This is a genomic window from Phenylobacterium sp. (assembly GCF_035569475.1).
Taxonomy (GTDB): Bacteria; Pseudomonadota; Alphaproteobacteria; order Caulobacterales; family Caulobacteraceae; genus Phenylobacterium.
Window position 1 is genome coordinate 73,066 of sequence record NZ_DATMNA010000020.1, and the last position, 16,597, is coordinate 89,662.

14 protein-coding genes are annotated in these 16,597 nt (G+C 70.4%); 6 read left to right on the top strand and 8 right to left on the bottom strand.

Going from position 1 to position 16,597, the window contains the following annotated elements; translation table 11 throughout:
• Positions 1-6 precede the first annotated feature (6 nt).
• From selA to VNW53_RS03140, 7 genes are all read right to left on the bottom strand, one after another.
• Positions 7-1,416, bottom strand: coding sequence for an L-seryl-tRNA(Sec) selenium transferase (gene selA / locus VNW53_RS03110; RefSeq protein ID WP_325553574.1), 1,410 nt, complete (start codon positions 1,414-1,416; stop codon positions 7-9).
• 151 nt (positions 1,417-1,567) lie between these two features.
• Positions 1,568-3,127 carry a N,N-dimethylformamidase beta subunit family domain-containing protein gene (locus tag VNW53_RS03115; protein WP_325553575.1) on the bottom strand — a complete coding sequence of 520 codons (1,560 nt, stop codon included), beginning with the start codon at positions 3,125-3,127 and terminating at the stop codon, positions 1,568-1,570.
• Positions 3,100-3,738 (bottom strand): GNAT family N-acetyltransferase, encoded by a 639-nt coding sequence (locus VNW53_RS03120; protein WP_325553576.1) that lies wholly within the window; start codon positions 3,736-3,738, stop codon positions 3,100-3,102. Before VNW53_RS03120 ends, VNW53_RS03115 begins: the two co-directional genes overlap by 28 nt.
• A gap of 303 nt (positions 3,739-4,041) precedes the next feature.
• Positions 4,042-4,452, bottom strand: a complete 411-nt coding sequence (locus tag VNW53_RS03125; RefSeq protein WP_325553577.1) for a UrcA family protein — start codon at positions 4,450-4,452, stop codon at positions 4,042-4,044.
• 208 nt (positions 4,453-4,660) lie between these two features.
• Positions 4,661-5,473 (bottom strand): hypothetical protein, encoded by an 813-nt coding sequence (locus VNW53_RS03130; RefSeq protein WP_325553579.1) that lies wholly within the window; start codon positions 5,471-5,473, stop codon positions 4,661-4,663.
• A gap of 8 nt (positions 5,474-5,481) precedes the next feature.
• The gene (locus VNW53_RS03135) at positions 5,482-6,549 is read right to left on the bottom strand and encodes a bifunctional UDP-4-keto-pentose/UDP-xylose synthase (protein ID WP_325553580.1); all 1,068 of its coding nucleotides are present in this window, start codon (positions 6,547-6,549) and stop codon (positions 5,482-5,484) included.
• Complete coding sequence (locus VNW53_RS03140; RefSeq protein ID WP_325553581.1) at positions 6,546-7,769, bottom strand: DegT/DnrJ/EryC1/StrS family aminotransferase; 1,224 nt, start codon at positions 7,767-7,769, stop codon at positions 6,546-6,548. Before VNW53_RS03140 ends, VNW53_RS03135 begins: the two co-directional genes overlap by 4 nt.
• 147 nt (positions 7,770-7,916) lie before the next feature.
• On the opposite strand from VNW53_RS03140, the gene VNW53_RS03145 reads away from it, so the two are divergent.
• From VNW53_RS03145 to dusA, 6 genes are all read left to right on the top strand, one after another.
• Positions 7,917-8,666: a CDP-alcohol phosphatidyltransferase family protein gene (locus VNW53_RS03145; protein WP_325553582.1), complete on the top strand. Its 750-nt coding sequence runs from the start codon at positions 7,917-7,919 to the stop codon at positions 8,664-8,666.
• A gap of 35 nt (positions 8,667-8,701) precedes the next feature.
• Positions 8,702-9,649, top strand: coding sequence for a fatty acid desaturase (locus VNW53_RS03150; RefSeq protein ID WP_325553584.1), 948 nt, complete (start codon positions 8,702-8,704; stop codon positions 9,647-9,649).
• An 8-nt stretch (positions 9,650-9,657) separates the two neighbouring features.
• Positions 9,658-10,662 carry a Gfo/Idh/MocA family oxidoreductase gene (locus VNW53_RS03155; protein ID WP_325553585.1) on the top strand — a complete coding sequence of 335 codons (1,005 nt, stop codon included), beginning with the start codon at positions 9,658-9,660 and terminating at the stop codon, positions 10,660-10,662.
• A 72-nt stretch (positions 10,663-10,734) separates the two neighbouring features.
• On the top strand, positions 10,735-14,376 hold the full coding sequence (locus VNW53_RS03160; RefSeq protein WP_325553586.1) for a LamG-like jellyroll fold domain-containing protein: 3,642 nt from the start codon (positions 10,735-10,737) through the stop codon (positions 14,374-14,376).
• Positions 14,377-14,395: 19 nt separating this feature from the next.
• Positions 14,396-14,920 carry a hypothetical protein gene (locus VNW53_RS03165; protein ID WP_325553587.1) on the top strand — a complete coding sequence of 175 codons (525 nt, stop codon included), beginning with the start codon at positions 14,396-14,398 and terminating at the stop codon, positions 14,918-14,920.
• A gap of 171 nt (positions 14,921-15,091) precedes the next feature.
• Positions 15,092-16,111 carry a tRNA dihydrouridine(20/20a) synthase DusA gene (dusA, locus tag VNW53_RS03170; protein WP_325553588.1) on the top strand — a complete coding sequence of 340 codons (1,020 nt, stop codon included), beginning with the start codon at positions 15,092-15,094 and terminating at the stop codon, positions 16,109-16,111.
• Here the strand turns inward: dusA and VNW53_RS03175 are convergent.
• Entirely contained in the window at positions 16,055-16,582 is a 528-nt protein-coding gene (locus tag VNW53_RS03175) for a TIGR02281 family clan AA aspartic protease (protein WP_325553589.1), read from the bottom strand. The two genes, dusA and VNW53_RS03175, sit on opposite strands and share 57 nt — an antisense overlap.
• Positions 16,583-16,597: the final 15 nt, after the last annotated feature.

Genomic DNA, 16,597 nt, shown 5'->3' on the forward strand with positions numbered 1-16,597 from the left:
GGGCGCTCACGCCAGGGCATCGCTGTCCAGGCCCGAGAGGGACGCGAGGAACGCCGCTTCATCGGTGAGGCAGCGCAGATCGAGCACCAGCCCGCCGTCCTCGATCCGCCCGATCACCGGCCAGTCGAGGCCGCGCAGCGCCGCCGCCAGGGCCTCCAGCGCGCGCGCGCCCCGATCCGACCTTATGACGAGCCCGGCGCTGGCCAGGGTGTCCAGCGGCAGGGCGCCGGAGCCGATCTGGCTGCGGCAGTCGCAGGGGACCACGGTGAAGGCCGCGCCGACCGCCTGGGCCACGGCCGGCGCCAGCCGCCGCGCCTGGGCGGCGATCTCGGCCTTGGGCCGGGCCAGCAGGCGCAAGGTGGGCAGGCGCTCGGCCAGCCGGTCGGGGTCGCCGTAGAGCCGCAGCGTCGCGGCGATCGCCGCCAGCCGGATCTTGTCCACCCGAAGGGCCCGTTTCATCGGGTTGCGGTTGATCGCGGCGACCAGGGCCTTGTCGCCGACGATGAAGCCCGCCTGTGGCCCGCCCAACAGCTTGTCGCCGGAGAAGGTCACGATCCCGGCCCCATGCGCCACCGCCTCGCGCACGGTGGGCTCGCGCTGCAGCCCGTAGCGCGAGAGGTCTGCCAGCGTTCCGGAGCCCAGGTCGTGCATCAGCGGCACCCCGGCGTCGGCGGCGATCACCGCCAGCTCCGCGGCGCCGACCTCGGCGGTGAAGCCCTGGATCCGGTAGTTGGAGGTATGGACCTTCAGGATCACCCCGGTCTCGGGAGTCACGGCGGCGCGGTAGTCCTTGGCGTGGGTGCGGTTGGTGGTGCCGATTTCCACCAGCCGCGCGCCGGCCCGCTGCATGATGTCCGGCATGCGGAATGCGCCGCCGATCTCGATCAGCTCGCCGCGCGAGACGATGGCCTCGCGGCCGCCGGCCAGGGTGGCGAGAGCGAGCAGCACGGCGCCGGCGTTGTTGTTGACCACGGTGGCGTCCTCCGCGCCGGTCAGGTCGCAGAGCAGTCCGCGCACATGGTCGTCACGCTCGCCGCGGCGGCCGGACCTTAGGTCATATTCCAGGGCCATCGGCTCGCGCATGGCCGCCACCGCGGCCTCGATCGCCGCCTCGGCCAGCACGGCGCGGCCCAGGTTGGTGTGCAGCACCGTGCCCGTGAGGTTGAACAGCGGCCGCAGGTCCGAGCGCGCCTGCGCCTCCAGCCGGGCCAGCGCCGCCAGGGTCAGGTCTTCGGCGGTCGGGGCCGAAGGCGCACCGGCCCGCACGGCCTGCCGCGCCTCGTCCAGGACGGCGCGGATGGCGGCGGTCGCGGCCTGGCGGCCGAAGCGGTCGAGGAGCGTGGCCGCGAGGTCGGTGTTGAGGACGGCGCTGACCGACGCCAGATCGCGCAGCCGCGCGCGGGGCGGCTGTTCCATCGGCGGCTCCAGCGCCGCGCCGAGCGACAAAGATCGGTCCGACATGGTTTCCAACCTCGGCCGGCGCGGGAGGCTCCGACCGCTGCACGATGATCTGGCGCCCCCAGCATCGCATGGATCGCCCCCATTTGGACCCGCAGACGGACAGGGTCTAGGTCGCGGCCGTCTGAAACCGCTCGAGCACGTTGCGGGTGATGCGCTCGACGAACGGGTCGCCGGCGCCCAGGCCGTGCGCCCATTCGGTGGTCCCGGCGTTGAACACCTCGCCCTTGCCGCGTCGGAAGCTGGCCATCACCGCGTGGCCGCGCAGGACCCGGGCCTGGGCCTGCGGGCCGTCATCGCCGAACGCGATCTGGGCGACCACATCGAGCTGTTCCGGCGGGATCAGGGGGCGATAGGGGCTGGGCGACTCCGCGAAAGCCGCCGGCGCCATGGCTGCGATCTCCAGGCCGGCCGGCACGCCAAGGCCGGGCCGCGGCGCGGGCAGGCCGTCGTCGCCGAAGGCGATCGGGCAGCCGTCGTTCTCGTAGCCCAGCAGGGGGACCTGATCGCCGAACACGTCGCCCCAATAGAGGTCGGCGCCGGCCAGCGCCCAATGGTCCGGCCGGTAGACCGTATAGCCGCCCGCGCCGCGCGCCGCGCACAGTCCGAGTCGGTGATAGCCCCCGAAGATGAAGCTGAGGCCGGTGATCGCCGCTTCCGGCCGCGCGAACATCGGATGCGACCACAGGTGGGTGGCGTCGGCCGCATCGACCTCTTCCGCCGTCTCGCCCTTCCATTTGTGGCAGACCAGGGTGCGGCCCGCGTCCTCCCAGCGCACCTTCCAGAAGGCGGTGTTGCCGGAAAAGATCGCCAGCCGGCCGCCCCCGTCGACCCAGGCCTCGATCCGGTCGCGCTGGGGCCCCGACCAGTACTCGCTGTGGCCGACCAGCAGGGCCACGTCGTAGGGCGCGAGCGCCTCGGGATCGGCGTCGAGGTCGTAGTCGGTGAGGTAGTCGAAGTCGTAGCCCGCGGTCTCGGCCCAGCAGACGAAGACGTGCTCCCATTTGTTCAGATAGCCGGCGGAGCCGTCGTAGGGCGACTGGCCGTGGGCGCGCGACCAGGCCGGATCGGCGCCGGCCCAGGGCCGCTGCTCGAAGCCGCGCTTCTCCAGGTTGACCAGCCGCGGCATGTCCTGCGGCGCCGCCAGCAGCAGGGGCGGGAAGGGCCGCTGGGTGGAGAGCACGCCGATCGCCCCGGCCATGGCCTCGGCCAGGCCCGCCCGGCGCGACATCAAGGCCTCGACGTCGCAATAGGCGCTGGCCCCGCCCCAGTAGTTGTAGGCGTGCAGGGTGTTGGTGGTCAGGACGAGCACCATGCGACGGCGGTTCGCCGGCGCCGCCTTCACGCAGACGAAGTGGCGCGCCGTCTCGCCGGCGGCGTTGGTCAGCGCCAGGTCGTAGTAGCCGCTGCGCCAGTCCGCCCCGATCTCGACCTGCGCCGCGGCAGGCCAGCCGCAGCCGTTCCGGTCGGCGTCGTTCGGCGTGGGATGGGCGCCGACGGCGATGCCCTCGCGAACCAGCACCGTCTCGCGCGCCGCCCCGATCCGGGCCACCTCGAGACGGCAGGGGCCGGCGTCGGTGGAGGCGTGGAGCGAGAACCCCTCGCCGGGCTGCAGCGAGGTGCGGTCCGTGTAGCAGGCGATCACGACGCCCGCGCCGGCTCGCGCCACATGGACCAGCAGACCGGCGCGTCGGGCGCGGGCCGGTACTCGGAGACGATCTCGTAGCCGTGCCTTTGGTAGAGCGGCACGTTGCGCGGCGTGGCGGTCTCCAGGAAGCTGGCGCGTCCGCGGGCGTCGAGCTGGGCGGTCTGGGCGGCCAGCAGCCGCGAGCCCAGGCCGTGCCCCTGCGCGTCGGGCCTCACGCCCAGGAACCACAGGTAGTCGTGCGGGCGCTCCATCGGGTGGTGGCCGTCCATGGCCTTGCGCAGGGTCAGCAGCCGTCCGAACCGCGACAGGCCGGTGGCGTTCAGCAGCATCGGCAGGCCGCGCAGCTCGCGGTGGACCGGCTGCGGCCCGAGGTTCTCGGAATCGATCCAGACCGCGGCGGCCGCACCGCTGGCCGGCCGCTGGATGCGCCCGTCCGGGAAGGCGACTTCCCTCAGGATGACCTTGAAGAACCGCTCGCGCGCGGCGTGCCGGCCGGCGTCCCCGCGCATGAACCAGTTGAAGAGGGGATCGTCGACGAAGGCGGCCGCGAGATCGTGCGCCGCATCGTCGAGCTGCGCCCGCGTCGCAGTGACCGGAGCCTGGGCTTCGCGCCGCAGCGTCTCAATATCCATGACCCTCTTCCATCCTGCAGGCCTTTCGACCAAGAGGGCTTCATCGACCCGGAAGGCGGCGCCTCGCCGACAGCCTTGCCGCTTTTACGGCGCGCGACAAGTCCGGGCCGAGGGCTGGTTCGCGCTTGCGCCCATGACGGGCAGGGCGGAGGCGGCGCCCGCATCTGCGACAGGGGCCCTCGACACGTCGACGGGACCGCCTCGCAAGTTGCGGACGCCAACCTCGGACTCTCCGGTCCCGTCATCACCGGGTTCGATCCCTGATCCAACCCGGCGACCTTCGCCGCCGGACGTCCGTTGAAGCTATTGCAGAGCCTTGGCGCCAGAGATCGCGGCGCCGAGGGACGACCTTGCCTCGCTCGCGGCGGACCTGACGCAATGGCCGCCGTCGAGGGTCGGGTTCATGAAGTCGTCGGTTTGAGCGCGCAGCTCCGCGCAATCCTTCTGCGCCACGGTCTGGATCTGCCGATCGATGGCCTTGACGTCCGCCGGGTTGGCCAGGTTCAGGCCGGCGTAGCTTATCGGCCGCGACACGGTCATCTCCTCGATCGGCGCGCCGATCGAGGTGCGCCCGACGATTTCGCGTTGCACGACGGGCGCCGCCGACGTCGCCATGCCGGCGTCCGCGGTCGCGGGTTGCGGCGGGGCGGCGAGGGCGGCCGACCCCAGCATCAGGCCGGCGGCGAGGGCCGCGGGGGCAATCAGGTTACGCATGAGAGAGGGTTCCTTCTGGTTTGCGCCGGCTCAGACCGGCGCCATCAGATGGGCTGGACGCCTCTCATCGGCCCCGTCGCGAGCCTAACATCCTTGCAAGGCGACGGGCTGGCTTGAATTCAAGTCAGCCGGGAAAAGACAGGGGCGTCGCCTATACTCACCTGGAGACCTTCCCACCCAGGTTGATCCAACCTGGGTGGGAAGGTCTCTAGCGCTGCGCGGAGGTCAAGGTGACGGGCTCGGAGGTCCAGGGTCTGGGATCGGCGGGCCAATATTCGCTCGGCGCATAGGTGAGCGCCGCGGTGTCGAAGGTCCAGCCGTCGCGCTCGACGATCCCCGAGGGTTCGGAGAACAGCGCGTCCGCCGATCGCGGGTCCCCGGGGAAGTTCTGCCAGAAGAGCTTCTTGCACTCGATGGCGTCGGCTTCCTTCGGCCAGTGATGCTGGGTCGGGTGTTGGACTATGGTGCCGGGATTGGCCCAGAGCCCTCGCGCCAGCTCGGCGGGATAGTCGCGGTCGACATATTCGAGGTCCGGCGTCGTCACCGTCACGCCGTGCGCGGCCAGGGCCGCGGACAGGGCCAGCTCGTCGCACAGGTCGCCCGGCCAGCGGACGAAGTCGTCGGGCTCCAGGTCGCCCAGGCCCCAATCCTCGATGATCGCGATCCAGGTGTCGATCCAGGGAAGGCAGCTCTCGTCGGCCATCACCGTGCCGGAGTTGTACCGGATCCAGAATTTCTGGGCGGGGTGGCGCATGGAGACCAATGGCGCGCGCCAGGATGGCGGCAGGGGCTTGAGCAGGCGGCACTCGACATCCAGGAACAGGATATGGCCGAACTCGAGGACGCCCCGGCGTATGATGTGCGGGTGGTTGCACCAGGCCTTCATCAGCGAGAGGTAGTGGGCGTCGACCTCGTAGAGATGGTGCCGGTAGCCCAGGCGCGCGCAGTCCTCGCGCAGGCCCCGGGCAAGGTGGGCGTAGTTTTCCGTGGCCCAGCTGATGCAGGTGGGAGCGCCGGCCATGGAGGGGCTCAGGCGTAGGCCTTCAGGGCATCGGCGGTGGGCGGCGCGTCATCCTTGGGCCGCCACCGGCCCGAGGCGAGCGCGTCGGCGATCACCAGGCGCAGCCCCTGGCGCAGGGGCACCTTGGGCGACCACCCCAGCCGCAGGGCGTTCTCGATGCTGGGCCTGCGGTGGACCGCGTCGTCGTAGGCCGCGCCGTAGTAGGCCGATCCGGCGAGCTCGTGCATCACCGCGTCTCCCGACAGGCCGGAGAACCCCGGGAACGCGGACAGCTCCTCGATCATGATGGTGGCCATCTCGCGGATCGAGACGCAGTTGTCGGGGTTGCCGAGGTTGAAGATGGCGCGGTCGGCGAGGCCGTCCGGATTCTGCAGGATGCGCATCAGCCCGTCGATGCCGTCGTCGACATAGGTGAATGAACGCTGCTGCGCGCCGCCGTTGACCAGCGGAATAGGCTCCCCGCGCAGGAGGTGCCCGAGGAACTGGGTCGTGACCCGTGCGCTGCCCGGGGCCGACTGGCGGATGTCGTCCAGGCTGGGCCCGAACCAGTTGAAGGGCCTGAAGAGGGTGAAGTTGAGGCCCTGGGCGCCCATGGCCCAGATCACGCGGTCGAGGAGCTGCTTCGAGCAGGCGTAGATCCATCGCTCCTTGGCGATCGGGCCCAGCACCAGCCGGCTGGTGTCCTCGTCGAACAGGCTGTCCTCGCACATCCCGTAAACCTCGGATGTCGAGGGGAAGATGAGCCGGGCCCCGGCCTCGGCGACCCGCCGCACGATCCGCAGGTTTTCCTCGAAATCGAGCTCGAAGGTGCCGAGGGGGTCCTTGATGTAGCTCGCCGGCAGGGCGTAGGCGGCCAGCGGAAGCACGACGTCGCAGGCGGGGATCAGGCTGTCGATCAGCCCGCGATCCTGCGTCAGATCGGCCTTCAGGAACCTCATCCGCGGGTGGTCCAAGGCCGTCGCCAGCCGGAAGTCGTGGAGGTCGACCCCGCAGACGGACCAGGTGGTGTCGCTGAGGATCCGGCGCGTGAGCGCGCTGCCGATGAAGCCGTTGACGCCCAGGATCAGGACCTTCACCGCGCGACCTCCGCATGCCGCCGGTTTTCGGCCGGCGACGCCGGATCGATCCGGTTGGCGTCCAGCACCCGGATGAGCGCCTGGACGACGTCGCGCTGATCCTGGTCCGCCAAGCCGGGATAGAGGGGTAGTGACAGGATCTCGGCCGCGGCGGCGGTGGCGTTGGGCAGGGGCGGGCCGTCGCCGCGGCGCCGGCGGTAGTGGGCCTGCTGGTGCAGCGCCGCAAAGTGCAGGCCCACGCCGATGTTCTCTCGAGCCAGGGCGGCTATCACTTCGTCCCGATCGACGCGCAGGGCGGCGAGGTCGAGCCTGACCACATAGAGGTGCCAGGCATGCTCGCAGGGGTAGGTGGGCCGGCCGATGGCGGCCACCTGCGCAACCCCGGCCAGCAGTTCGTCGTAGCGGCCCGCCAGCCTGCGCCGTTCGGCGTTGAAGCGGTCCAGCTTGGGAAGCTGCCGCAGGCCGAGGGCGGCCTGGATGTCCATCATGTTGTACTTGTAGCCGGGCTCGACGACCTCGTAGCTGGGCGCGGCCCCGCGGCCATGCCGTGTCCAGGCGTCCTTGGCGACGCCGTGGAACCGGAGCAGCCGGATCCGCGCCGCCAGGGCGTCGTCCGCGCAGATCACCATGCCGCCCTCGCCGGTCGTGATGTTCTTGGTCGGGTGGAAGCTGAAGACCGCCACGGCGCTGTCGGATCCGATCTCATGGCCGGCGAAGGCGGCGCCCAGGGCATGGGCGGCGTCCTCGACAATCGCCACGGGACGCCCGCGGACCGCCTGGCGGACACCCTCCAGGTCGACGGGCGCGCCCGCGAAATGGACCGGGATCACCGCCTTGGTGCGCGGGCTCAGACGCCGGCGGACCTCGGCCGGGTCGAGTTGCAGGGTATCGGGGTCGACGTCGGCCAGCACCGCGCGGGCGCCGAGGAGCTCGACCACGTTCGCCGTCGAAACCCAGGTGAGGGAAGGCACGATGACTTCGTCGCCGCGCCCGACTCCGAGAGCGTGCAGGGCGAGATGAAGGCCTGCGGTGGCGGAGCTGACGGCGATGGCGTGGGGCGCAGCCAGCCGCTCGCGGAACATCTGCTCGAACTGCGCCACGCGGGGGCCTGAGGCCAGCCAGCCCGACCGGAGGCAGGCGGTGACCTCGGCGATCTCATCGTCCTCGATCATGGGACGGGAGAAGGGCAGGAATTCCTCGCGGCGGGGCGGCGACGCCAAGCCTGATCCAATCATCGATGACGCCCCCGCGGCACTTGCGGGTCTGCGCCCGTCCGCTTAGGAAAACATGATCATCCTATAGTAGCAACGCTGGAAAATACTCCCCACGAGAGTCCTGGCCCTGGAGCCGCGCCCCGGAGTCCGATCATGAACCCGCCTCCACCGCCGCCTTCGAGCCTGGCCGGGCTTGTCCGGGCGTGGCTGGTTCACGGGCTGACCGCCAGCGGCGCCGTCCTGGCGTTCCTGGCCTTGCTCGCCGTGGAGAAGGGAGCCTGGGGCGCGGCGCTCGCCTGGCTGACGGTCGCCCTGATGATCGATGGGATCGACGGTCCGCTGGCGCGCTGGTCGCGGGTCGACCGCGTCACCCCGACGATTTCCGGGGCCACGCTCGATCTCGTCGTCGACTACCTGACCTTCGTCTTCGTGCCGGCGCTGTTCATCTATCGCGCCGGGCTGGTGCCCGCCCCGCTCGCCCTGGCGGCGACGATCCTGATCCTGGTCTCGTCGCTCTATCACTACGCCCGCAGCGACCTGAAGACCGAGGACAACTACTTCAGAGGTTTCCCGGCGCTCTGGAACCTGGTCGCCTTCTACCTCTTCGCCTGCCGGGCGCCTCAGGCGGTGGGATTTGCGGTCGTCTGCCTGTGCGCGGCCCTGACCTTCCTGCCGGTTCTCTTCGTTCATCCCGTCCGCGTACGGGAGCATCGTCGGTGGCTGGCGGCGATCACCGGCCTTTGGGTCGTGAGCAGCGTGCTGCTGCTGGCGATCTCCGCCCAGGACGCGGGCGCCGCGGGGTGGCGGATCGCCGCGGTCGCCGGCTCGACAGGCTCGCTTGCCGCCCTGCTGGTCTTCGGGGGTCTGCGAACCATCCGTGGCCCGCGCGCGGGGTTGGCCTGACGATGCCGGGCGCTCCGACGCTTCCTTGCACCCCCATGGCGCTGGGCGCCTTCCGGGTCAGCGCGGGAGCGCAGGCCGAGCGTTCACGCCGTCGCCGGATCCTTCTCGCCCATCCGGAAATCCGCCAGCTCTTCGGCCCCGCGCGGTCCTCGGCGATCCTGGTCGTCCTCCTGGTCGCCGCGCACCTGACCCTGGCGGCGGCGCTGAGCGCGGTGAGCCTCTGGATCGTCGCGGCGGCGGTCGTCTGCCCCGGCGCCCTCCTGGCCGCGAACCTCACGGCGATGATCCACGAGGCCCAGCACGGCCTGATCTTCCGCGGCCCAAAGGCCAATCGAGCCATCGCCCTGGTCGCCAATCTCGGCCTGGTGACCCCTTCGGCGATGGCCTTCTTCCACTATCACGGGTGGCACCACGCCGCGATGGGCGACTACGAGATGGACGTCGGCATCCCCACGCAGGCCGAGGCGCGCTGGGTGGGCGACAGCGCCTGGCGCAAGGCGCTCTGGCTGGCCGCGTTCCCGGTGTTTCAGGGGCTTCGAACCGCCAAGTTTCGCGGCCGCGAGCCGTTCTGGACCGGCTGGATGATCGCCAACACCGCGATCCAGATCGCCGCCGGCATCGGCGTCCTGGATTTCTGGGGGCCCAGGGCGCTCGCCTATCTGGCGCTCAGCTACGCCCTGTCGATCGGCTTCCATCCCCTGGGCACGCGCGTCATCCAGGAGCACTTCGTGGTCGCCGAGGGCCAGGAGACCGGCAACTACGTGGGCTGGGCAAGCCTGCTCGAATGCAACTTCGGCCACCACGCCGAGCACCACGACTTTCCCCGGATCGCCTGGAGCCGGCTTCCGCGGGTCTCCAGGATGGCGCCGGAATTCTATCGGGACACGCCGGTGTTCCGGTCGCGGATCGCCCTCATGGTCAGCTTCATCCTCGACCGGAGATGGCACCTCTATCGCCACGCGGTCAGGGCCTCGTCTTCGTGAGCCAACCCTTGCGCCTGGCCGTTGTCGGCGCGGGCCGTATGGCGCGGCGGCGGCTCGAGGCGCTTGCCGCCACCGGAGGCGTCGCCGTGTGCGGCGTCGCGGCCAGGCGCCGGTCCAGCGCCGAGGCCCTGGCCAGCGACTTCGGCGGCGCCCCGGCCTTCGATGACTATCGGGAGCTGGCCGTCACCCGCCCGCAGGCCGTCCTCGTCGAGACGCCCCACCATGTCCAGGACGAGATCGCGCTCTGGGCGGTCGACCACGGCTGGCATCTTCTCCTCGGCGGCCCGCTCGCCTTGACGTCCGGAGCGGGGCGCAGGCTCGCGCGCGCGGCGTCGCGACGCGGCGTGGTGGTCGAGGCCGGGTTCGAGGCCCGCTACAAGGCGGTGTGGGAAACCGCCCGGACCCTGATCGCCTCCGGGCGGCTGGGCCGCGTCCTGGCGGTGAACGCAGTGGCGCTTTGGGACTGCGATCCGGCGAGCTGGTACAGCAACGAGGCGCTCAGCGGCGGCATGCCGCTCAGCCACATGACCTACTGCTTCCTAAATCCGCTTCGCTGGATGCTGGGCGAGCCCGTGGTGGTCGCGGCGGCCGCCAACCGGCTGGTGCACGGAGGCGACCTCCACGTGCGCGAGGAGACCTGCTGCGCCCTGCTTCGGTTTCCGGGCGACATCCTGGCCAGCCTGACCGCCGGCTATGTCCGTTCCGCCGAGGAGGGGACTTGGCGCGTAATGCTGTTCGGAGAGCGGGCGAGCCTGGATATCGCGCCGGGCGAGGACGGCCCCGGGCGATTGCGCCTTCTGAGCGGCGGCGAGGCCGAGGAATTCGCGTTTCCGCCGCACGAGGACGGCTTCCGGCAGCAGGCCGAGGCCTTCGTGGAGGCGGTGCGCGGCGGGCGGCCTGGACGCAACCGCCCGCAGGACTGCCTGGGCGACCTGCAGGCCGTGGCGGCGATCCGCCGGGCGGCCTCCAGCCGGCGTGGACCGCGATCTGACGCCAGGGACATCTATAGGTAGTGTTGTGGAATATTATATCCTGTGGTGGAGTGCGCAGCCGTCGACGCGGCGGCGGACTGACAGGGGCTGGCGATGGAAAAGGACTATGGCGCCCGGATACTGGCGGGCGGCCTGCTGACCGCGCCCGCCAACGCCGCCTATAATTTCGGGACCGGCGACTTCACCGTCACCGCCCTCTTCGAGACCACCCAGCCCGGCACGCTGGCGGCCCGCAAGTCGACGGCCGGCGGCGGCGGGGATGGCGGCTGGCTGGTGGTGCTGGAGCCCAACGGCCGCATCAAGTTCGCCACCGACAACGGGTTCGGCTTCTATCAGGTGATGTCGGACCCCACCGACGCCCTGGACGGCACATGGCACAGCGTCGCCGCCGTCAGGCGGAACGGGGCGATGACGATCTATTTCGACGCCAAGCCGGTGCCCGTCCAGGCCTCGTCGAGCACGCCCACGCCCACGAACGTCTCCAATTCGCAGCGCCTGACCATCGGCGGGTGCGACCAGGTGGAGGAGCCCTACCGTCAGTTCGTCGGCATCCTCGAGGACGTCTCGCTCTGGAACCGCGCGCTCGGCGCACAGGATATCTGGCGGACCATGTTCAACAAGGTCACGCCCCAGGACCCGGGCCTGGTGGGCCTGTGGGAAATGAACCAGTCGCCGGCCGACAGTTCGCTCACCCGCAACAACGCCAGCGCCTCAGGGCCCGTGGGTTGGGCGCCGGTCATGCATTGCCTCTGGGCGGAGGCGGCCAACACCTATTCCTACCTCGCGATCGACATGCACGAGACGGCCGCCGAGGACTACGGCGCGCAGATCGCCGCCGGGGGCCTGATCGCGATCCCGTCAAACCCGGCCTATCAGTTCGGGCTCGGCGATTTCTCGATCACCTGCCTCTTCAAGACCTCGGCGGGCGGGGGCCTGGTCACCAGCAAGGCGCCGCAGGGCGGCTCTCCGGCCTATGCCGGCTGGCTGCTGGCGTTGAACGCCGACAGCACCTTCACCCTCGCGACCGACAATGGCTACAGCTACTACCTGATCAACTCCGTGCCGACCGCCGCGCTCGACGGCCAGTGGCATTCTATCGCCGCTGTACGCGCCGCGGGCGTCATCACCCTGTGGTTCGACGGCGTCGCGATCCGCGGGACGCCGATGTCCACGGCGCCGTCCCCGCTCAATGTCTCGAGCAATCGGCGCGTCGTCATCGGCCAGCTCGACCAGGCGCCGCTCCAGTTCACGGGCGTCATCGAAGACGTCACGATCTGGAACCGGGCGATCGGCGCCGACCTCGTCCAGGCCGCGCGCTTCAACGCCATCGATCCGACCAGCCCGGGGTTGGTCGGCTACTGGAAGATGGACCGGGATTTCGTCGACGCCTCGCCCACCCACAATACCGGCGCGGCCGTCGGCGCCGTCACCTTCGTGCCGGTCGCCCATCTGGCGCGGCGCCGTCAGAAGCTGAACGTCGCCGCGGGGACCGCCTACCTCTATGGCGGGGTCCTGGACCAGAGCCAGGTCACGGTGGCCTTTCCCCGGGACGTCGTTGTCGCCGTCACCCGGCCCGACGGCACGGTCCTGAACCAGTCGGTCAGCACGCCTCAGCTCGCGGTGCAGATGAACGGCGCCTCGGTGTGGGCCTTTGTGGTCAAGGACCCGATGGCCGGCGACTGGACGTTCCAGGTCGATGCGCCCACCGGCTCGGCCGTCCTGCTCAGCGTCCAGACGACGCCCAGTCAGGACATCGCCGGCACCATCGAGACCGCCTTGACCCCGCTCTATTCCGGCGGGGACAGCACGCGCCGGAGTCTGCGGCGGGCGGCGGCCGAGGCCGAGGTTCTGGCGGTCGACTGGACGTGGGCCGATGTGGCCGCCTTTGCGGGCATGACCATGACGACCGTGGCGGCGGTCATCGTGGGCGGCGCAGTGGCCACCGGCGCCGTTCTGTCCGCGCCTGTCGTGCTGACTTGCGCCGTCGCCGTCGGCGTCGGCAGCCTGGTCGCCAATCTCGGCCTCGCCGCCCAGGTGGAGCAGGGCGCCTACCAGGTCGCCTCCGGGATCGGCCTGCCCGTTCCCGCCCTTGGCGGCTCGGCCCAGGGGAGCGTCGCCCTCCAGCTCGATGGCCGCGACTACTTCCCGGCCCTGCGCGACCTGCTGTTGGCGGTTCAATACGGCCACTACGATCCGGCCGGGATTTCGGTGCCGAACGGGCCGACGGTGCAGAAGATCCTGACCAACATCGGGGGGGCGGGGAAGCAGGTCTCGTTTCTGCTTTGGGACACCAACGATGCCGAGCACCTAGCTCAGAACAACTACTATATCTCGACCTATCTGCGCACCCGCGTGGTGCCGAACTGGGACAAAAACGTCGCGACGCGAGCGGCGTTCGCAGGCGTGGCCAACGTCGATGTGAGGCTTGAATCCTACCACGTCTACGCGTCCCAGCGCTGGTTCAACTCGCAGCACCAGAAGATCGCCATCGTCCGCGTGAACGGCGTGAAGTGCGCGCTGGTCGGCGGGTTCAACCTGCTATGGAGCTACTGGGACACGGTCACCCATCCGACCGTCGGGGGCGCCTCATGGCATGACGCGGCGGTGGTGGTTTCGGGACCTGTGGTGGACGTGATCGAGGCGGAATTCGATCGGCGCTGGGCCAAGGTCGGCGGCGCGGTTTCCGGTCCGGGCGACTACGCCAAGCTGGCCTTCTGGGCGGCCGCCCACGACATGTGCCTGGATGACCCGGTCACCTGCAGCACCGGCGGCCCGACCACCATCCCCTATGCCAATCGGCTGATCGGCGGCCCGCAGTATCCCGTCGATGTGCTGATCACCAACGCCGAGTTCGCGCGCCGGGTCACCCAGGTGCGCGACAAGATGATCGAAAAGATCAATGCGGCGACGTCCTGGGCCTATCTCGAGAACTTCACCTTCCACGACCCGGCCGTTGTTCGCGCCCTGATCGCGAAGCTGGCGGCTGCGCCGGCCTTCAACGTGGTCGTGCTGATTCCCCACCCGCTCAACACCAACGGCCTCCTCAACGCGGGCGAGATTTCCCTGTCCCGGGCGGCGCTCGCCGCGATCATGCTCGCCGGCAGCGAGTGGGTTCAGATGACCTACGACCTTGGCGCCGGGCCGGTCACCGTGACCCTGGCGGCGTGCCGCGGCGCACCGGTCGTGAACCTTCCGGACGGCGTTCCGATCGAGCTTGGCACGTTCAGCTATGTCCTGGCGCTCGACGGCTCCCAACACACCGTCGGCCTGCTCAAGATCACGGATATCGTCCAGACGTCCACGGCGCGGACAATCGCCGCGTCGCCGGCCCGCTATGTGTCCAGCCCGCCGCTGCCGCCATCGCGGCAACTTCCCGGCCTCGCGCCCGGCTTCCGAGGTGTCTATGTCCACTCCAAGCTGGCGCTGTTCGACGCCAACTACGCCATCGTGGGCAGCGCCAACCTGAATTCCCGAAGCCTGGCTTCCGACGGCGAGTGCAGCATCGGGGTGAGCGATCCGACCACGGTCGCCCAGATCCGCCAGTCGGTGCAGGGCCACTGGGGCGTGGACCCCGCCACGCAGAACTGGAAGGCGGCCATGGCCGCCTTCGTCGCCAGCCCCACCGATCGGCTGGGCGTGGTGCCGCTGACCATCTCCGCCATGGCGGGCGCCCAGCCATCCGGCGACCTCTGGTCGGCGATCACCTTCTTCGTCGATCCGTCATTCATCCTTTGATCGCTGGGAGCGCCGACACATGAGCGTGCAGATCACCGGCGGAAGCGCCGACCAGCAGGGCCTCATCCGCCAGGCCCATACCCAGGCCATTTCCTTGGCGACCGCGGCGCAGGCCGCCGCGCAGGCCGGCGGCGCGACCTTCACGCTGTGGTTCGGCGCGGGTTCGACATCGACGGTCGCGGCCAATTTCGGCCAGATCCTCGCCGCCCTCAACAGCTACGCCTGGACCTACGACCTCGGGACCATGACCGACAGCCCGGTTGTGGAATCGGTGTTCGTCAGCCCCAAGACGGTCGACGCGACGGCCGGGGCCGTGACCTCGATCATCTGGAAAGGCCTCTTCATGCAGGCCACGACCGCTGCGGCGCAACGCATGGCCGCCCTGTCGATCGTCCATGTCTGCGCCGAGGTCCGTGAAGGTTGGAGCAACATGATCTTCGTCGAAACCGCCGCAGACGCCCAATGCTACGCGACGCTCGATCCGGCCGGGGCCGCGACGTCGCCGCGCAACTATATGGAATACGCCGGCGCCGTGACGCCCTGAGCCCTGGGCCCGAGAGCCGGAGGCTAAGGTGTCGCTCCGGGCCCGCCCTGGCGGCCCTCCCGGCCTGCGCGCCGCGTGCGACAGCCTGTCGAAAGGCCGCGAAAAACCCCGTGTCTTGGCGTAGAAGCACAGTCGTGCGCCTCGCCACGGGCCGCTGAAGCTACGAGAAAAGTGCAGAAACATCAGTCTTATAGGCTTTCCGTCGCCCCCATGATGGACTGGACGGACCGGCATTGCCGGAGCCTGCACCGGACGCTGACGTCGCGGGCCATGCTCTATACCGAGATGCTGACGACGGGCGCGATCCTGCATGGCGACCGGGCGCGGCTGCTGGCCTTCGACACGGGCGAGCATCCGGTGGCGCTGCAGCTCGGCGGGTCGGAGCCGGCGGACCTGGCGGAGGCCGCCAGCATCGGCGAGGCGGAGGGCTATGACGAGATCAACCTGAACGTCGGCTGCCCCTCGGACCGGGTGCAGTCGGGCCGCTTCGGCGCCTGCCTGATGCGCGAGCCGGAGCTGGTGGCGGAAGGCATGGCCGCCATGGCCGCGGCGGTGAAGGTCCCGGTGACCGTGAAGTGCCGCATCGGCGTCGACGACCAGGACCCGGAGGAGAGCCTGTTCCGCCTGGTCGACCTCTGCGCCGCCGCCGGCGTGCGCCACTTCGTGGTCCATGCCCGCAAGGCGCTGCTGAAGGGCCTGTCGCCCAAGGAAAACCGCGACGTGCCCCCGCTCGACTATCCGTTGGTCTATCGGCTGAAGGCCGAGCGGCCGGAGCTGACCATCGCGATCAACGGCGGGATCGGTTCGCTGGACGAGGCCCAGGCACACCTGGCCCATGTGGACGGGGTGATGCTGGGCCGCGCGGCCTACCACACGCCGGGCCTGCTGGGCGAAGCCGACGCGCGGCTGTTCGGCGCGGGCGAGACGGTGACGCCGGCGCAGGCTGTCGAGCGCTACCGGCCCTACATGGCGCGCGAGCTGGCGGCGGGGACGCACCTGGCGGCCATGACGCGGCACATGCTGGGCCTGTTCCACGGGGCGCCGGGGGCCCGGACCTGGCGGCGGATCCTGACGGTGGAGAGCGTGAAGCCGGGGGCTGGGCTCGAGGTCGTGGACGCGGCCCTGGCGGCCGTATCAGGGCCGCAGGATCAGCGCCTCGCGCGTCGCCTGGAAGCTGGCGAGGCGGCCTAGGTAGCTCATTCCGAGCAGGGAAGCGTCGAGGCCTTTCTCGATCACCAACGCGTCGACGTTCTCCAGCCGCGCCCCGGCGACGGTGACTTCGGCCAGCTTGACCGCCGCGGCGCGGGTCTCGCCCGCCGCGGTGACGACCCGGTAGGTGAACTTCAGGTCGGCCAGGTTGAAGCCCAGCCGCTCGGCGTCGGCGGAGGTCAGGGCCACCGCCGTGGAGCCGGTGTCCACCAGGAAGCGGATGTGCGAGCCGTTCACCAGCCCCTCGGCCCAGTAGTGGCCGTCGCTGGCCTTGGCGATCGACAGGGGCGCGGCCGCCGGGTCGGCCGACGCAGGGGCGGCCGGCGCGGCCTGGGCGTTGGCGGCGCGCAGCGGCGGCAGGCGGTTGGACACCGTCACGATGGTCTGGGCGCTGACCACGGCCGAAAGGCCGGCAAGCGCCGCGACGGCTGCAAATTTCAGGGCGTCCGACACGCGCAGGGTTACCTC

Coding starts and splice junctions, on each gene's coding strand:
- VNW53_RS03130 (WP_325553579.1), bottom strand. CDS start 5,473: ATGGCCGGCGCTCCCACCTGCATCAGCTGGGCCACGGAAAACTACGCC.
- VNW53_RS03165 (WP_325553587.1), top strand. CDS start 14,396: ATGAGCGTGCAGATCACCGGCGGAAGCGCCGACCAGCAGGGCCTCATC.
- selA (WP_325553574.1), bottom strand. CDS start 1,416: ATGGAACAGCCGCCCCGCGCGCGGCTGCGCGATCTGGCGTCGGTCAGC.
- VNW53_RS03125 (WP_325553577.1), bottom strand. CDS start 4,452: ATGCGTAACCTGATTGCCCCCGCGGCCCTCGCCGCCGGCCTGATGCTG.
- VNW53_RS03150 (WP_325553584.1), top strand. CDS start 8,702: ATGGCGCTGGGCGCCTTCCGGGTCAGCGCGGGAGCGCAGGCCGAGCGT.
- VNW53_RS03145 (WP_325553582.1), top strand. CDS start 7,917: ATGAACCCGCCTCCACCGCCGCCTTCGAGCCTGGCCGGGCTTGTCCGG.
- VNW53_RS03120 (WP_325553576.1), bottom strand. CDS start 3,738: ATGGATATTGAGACGCTGCGGCGCGAAGCCCAGGCTCCGGTCACTGCG.
- VNW53_RS03160 (WP_325553586.1), top strand. CDS start 10,735: ATGGAAAAGGACTATGGCGCCCGGATACTGGCGGGCGGCCTGCTGACC.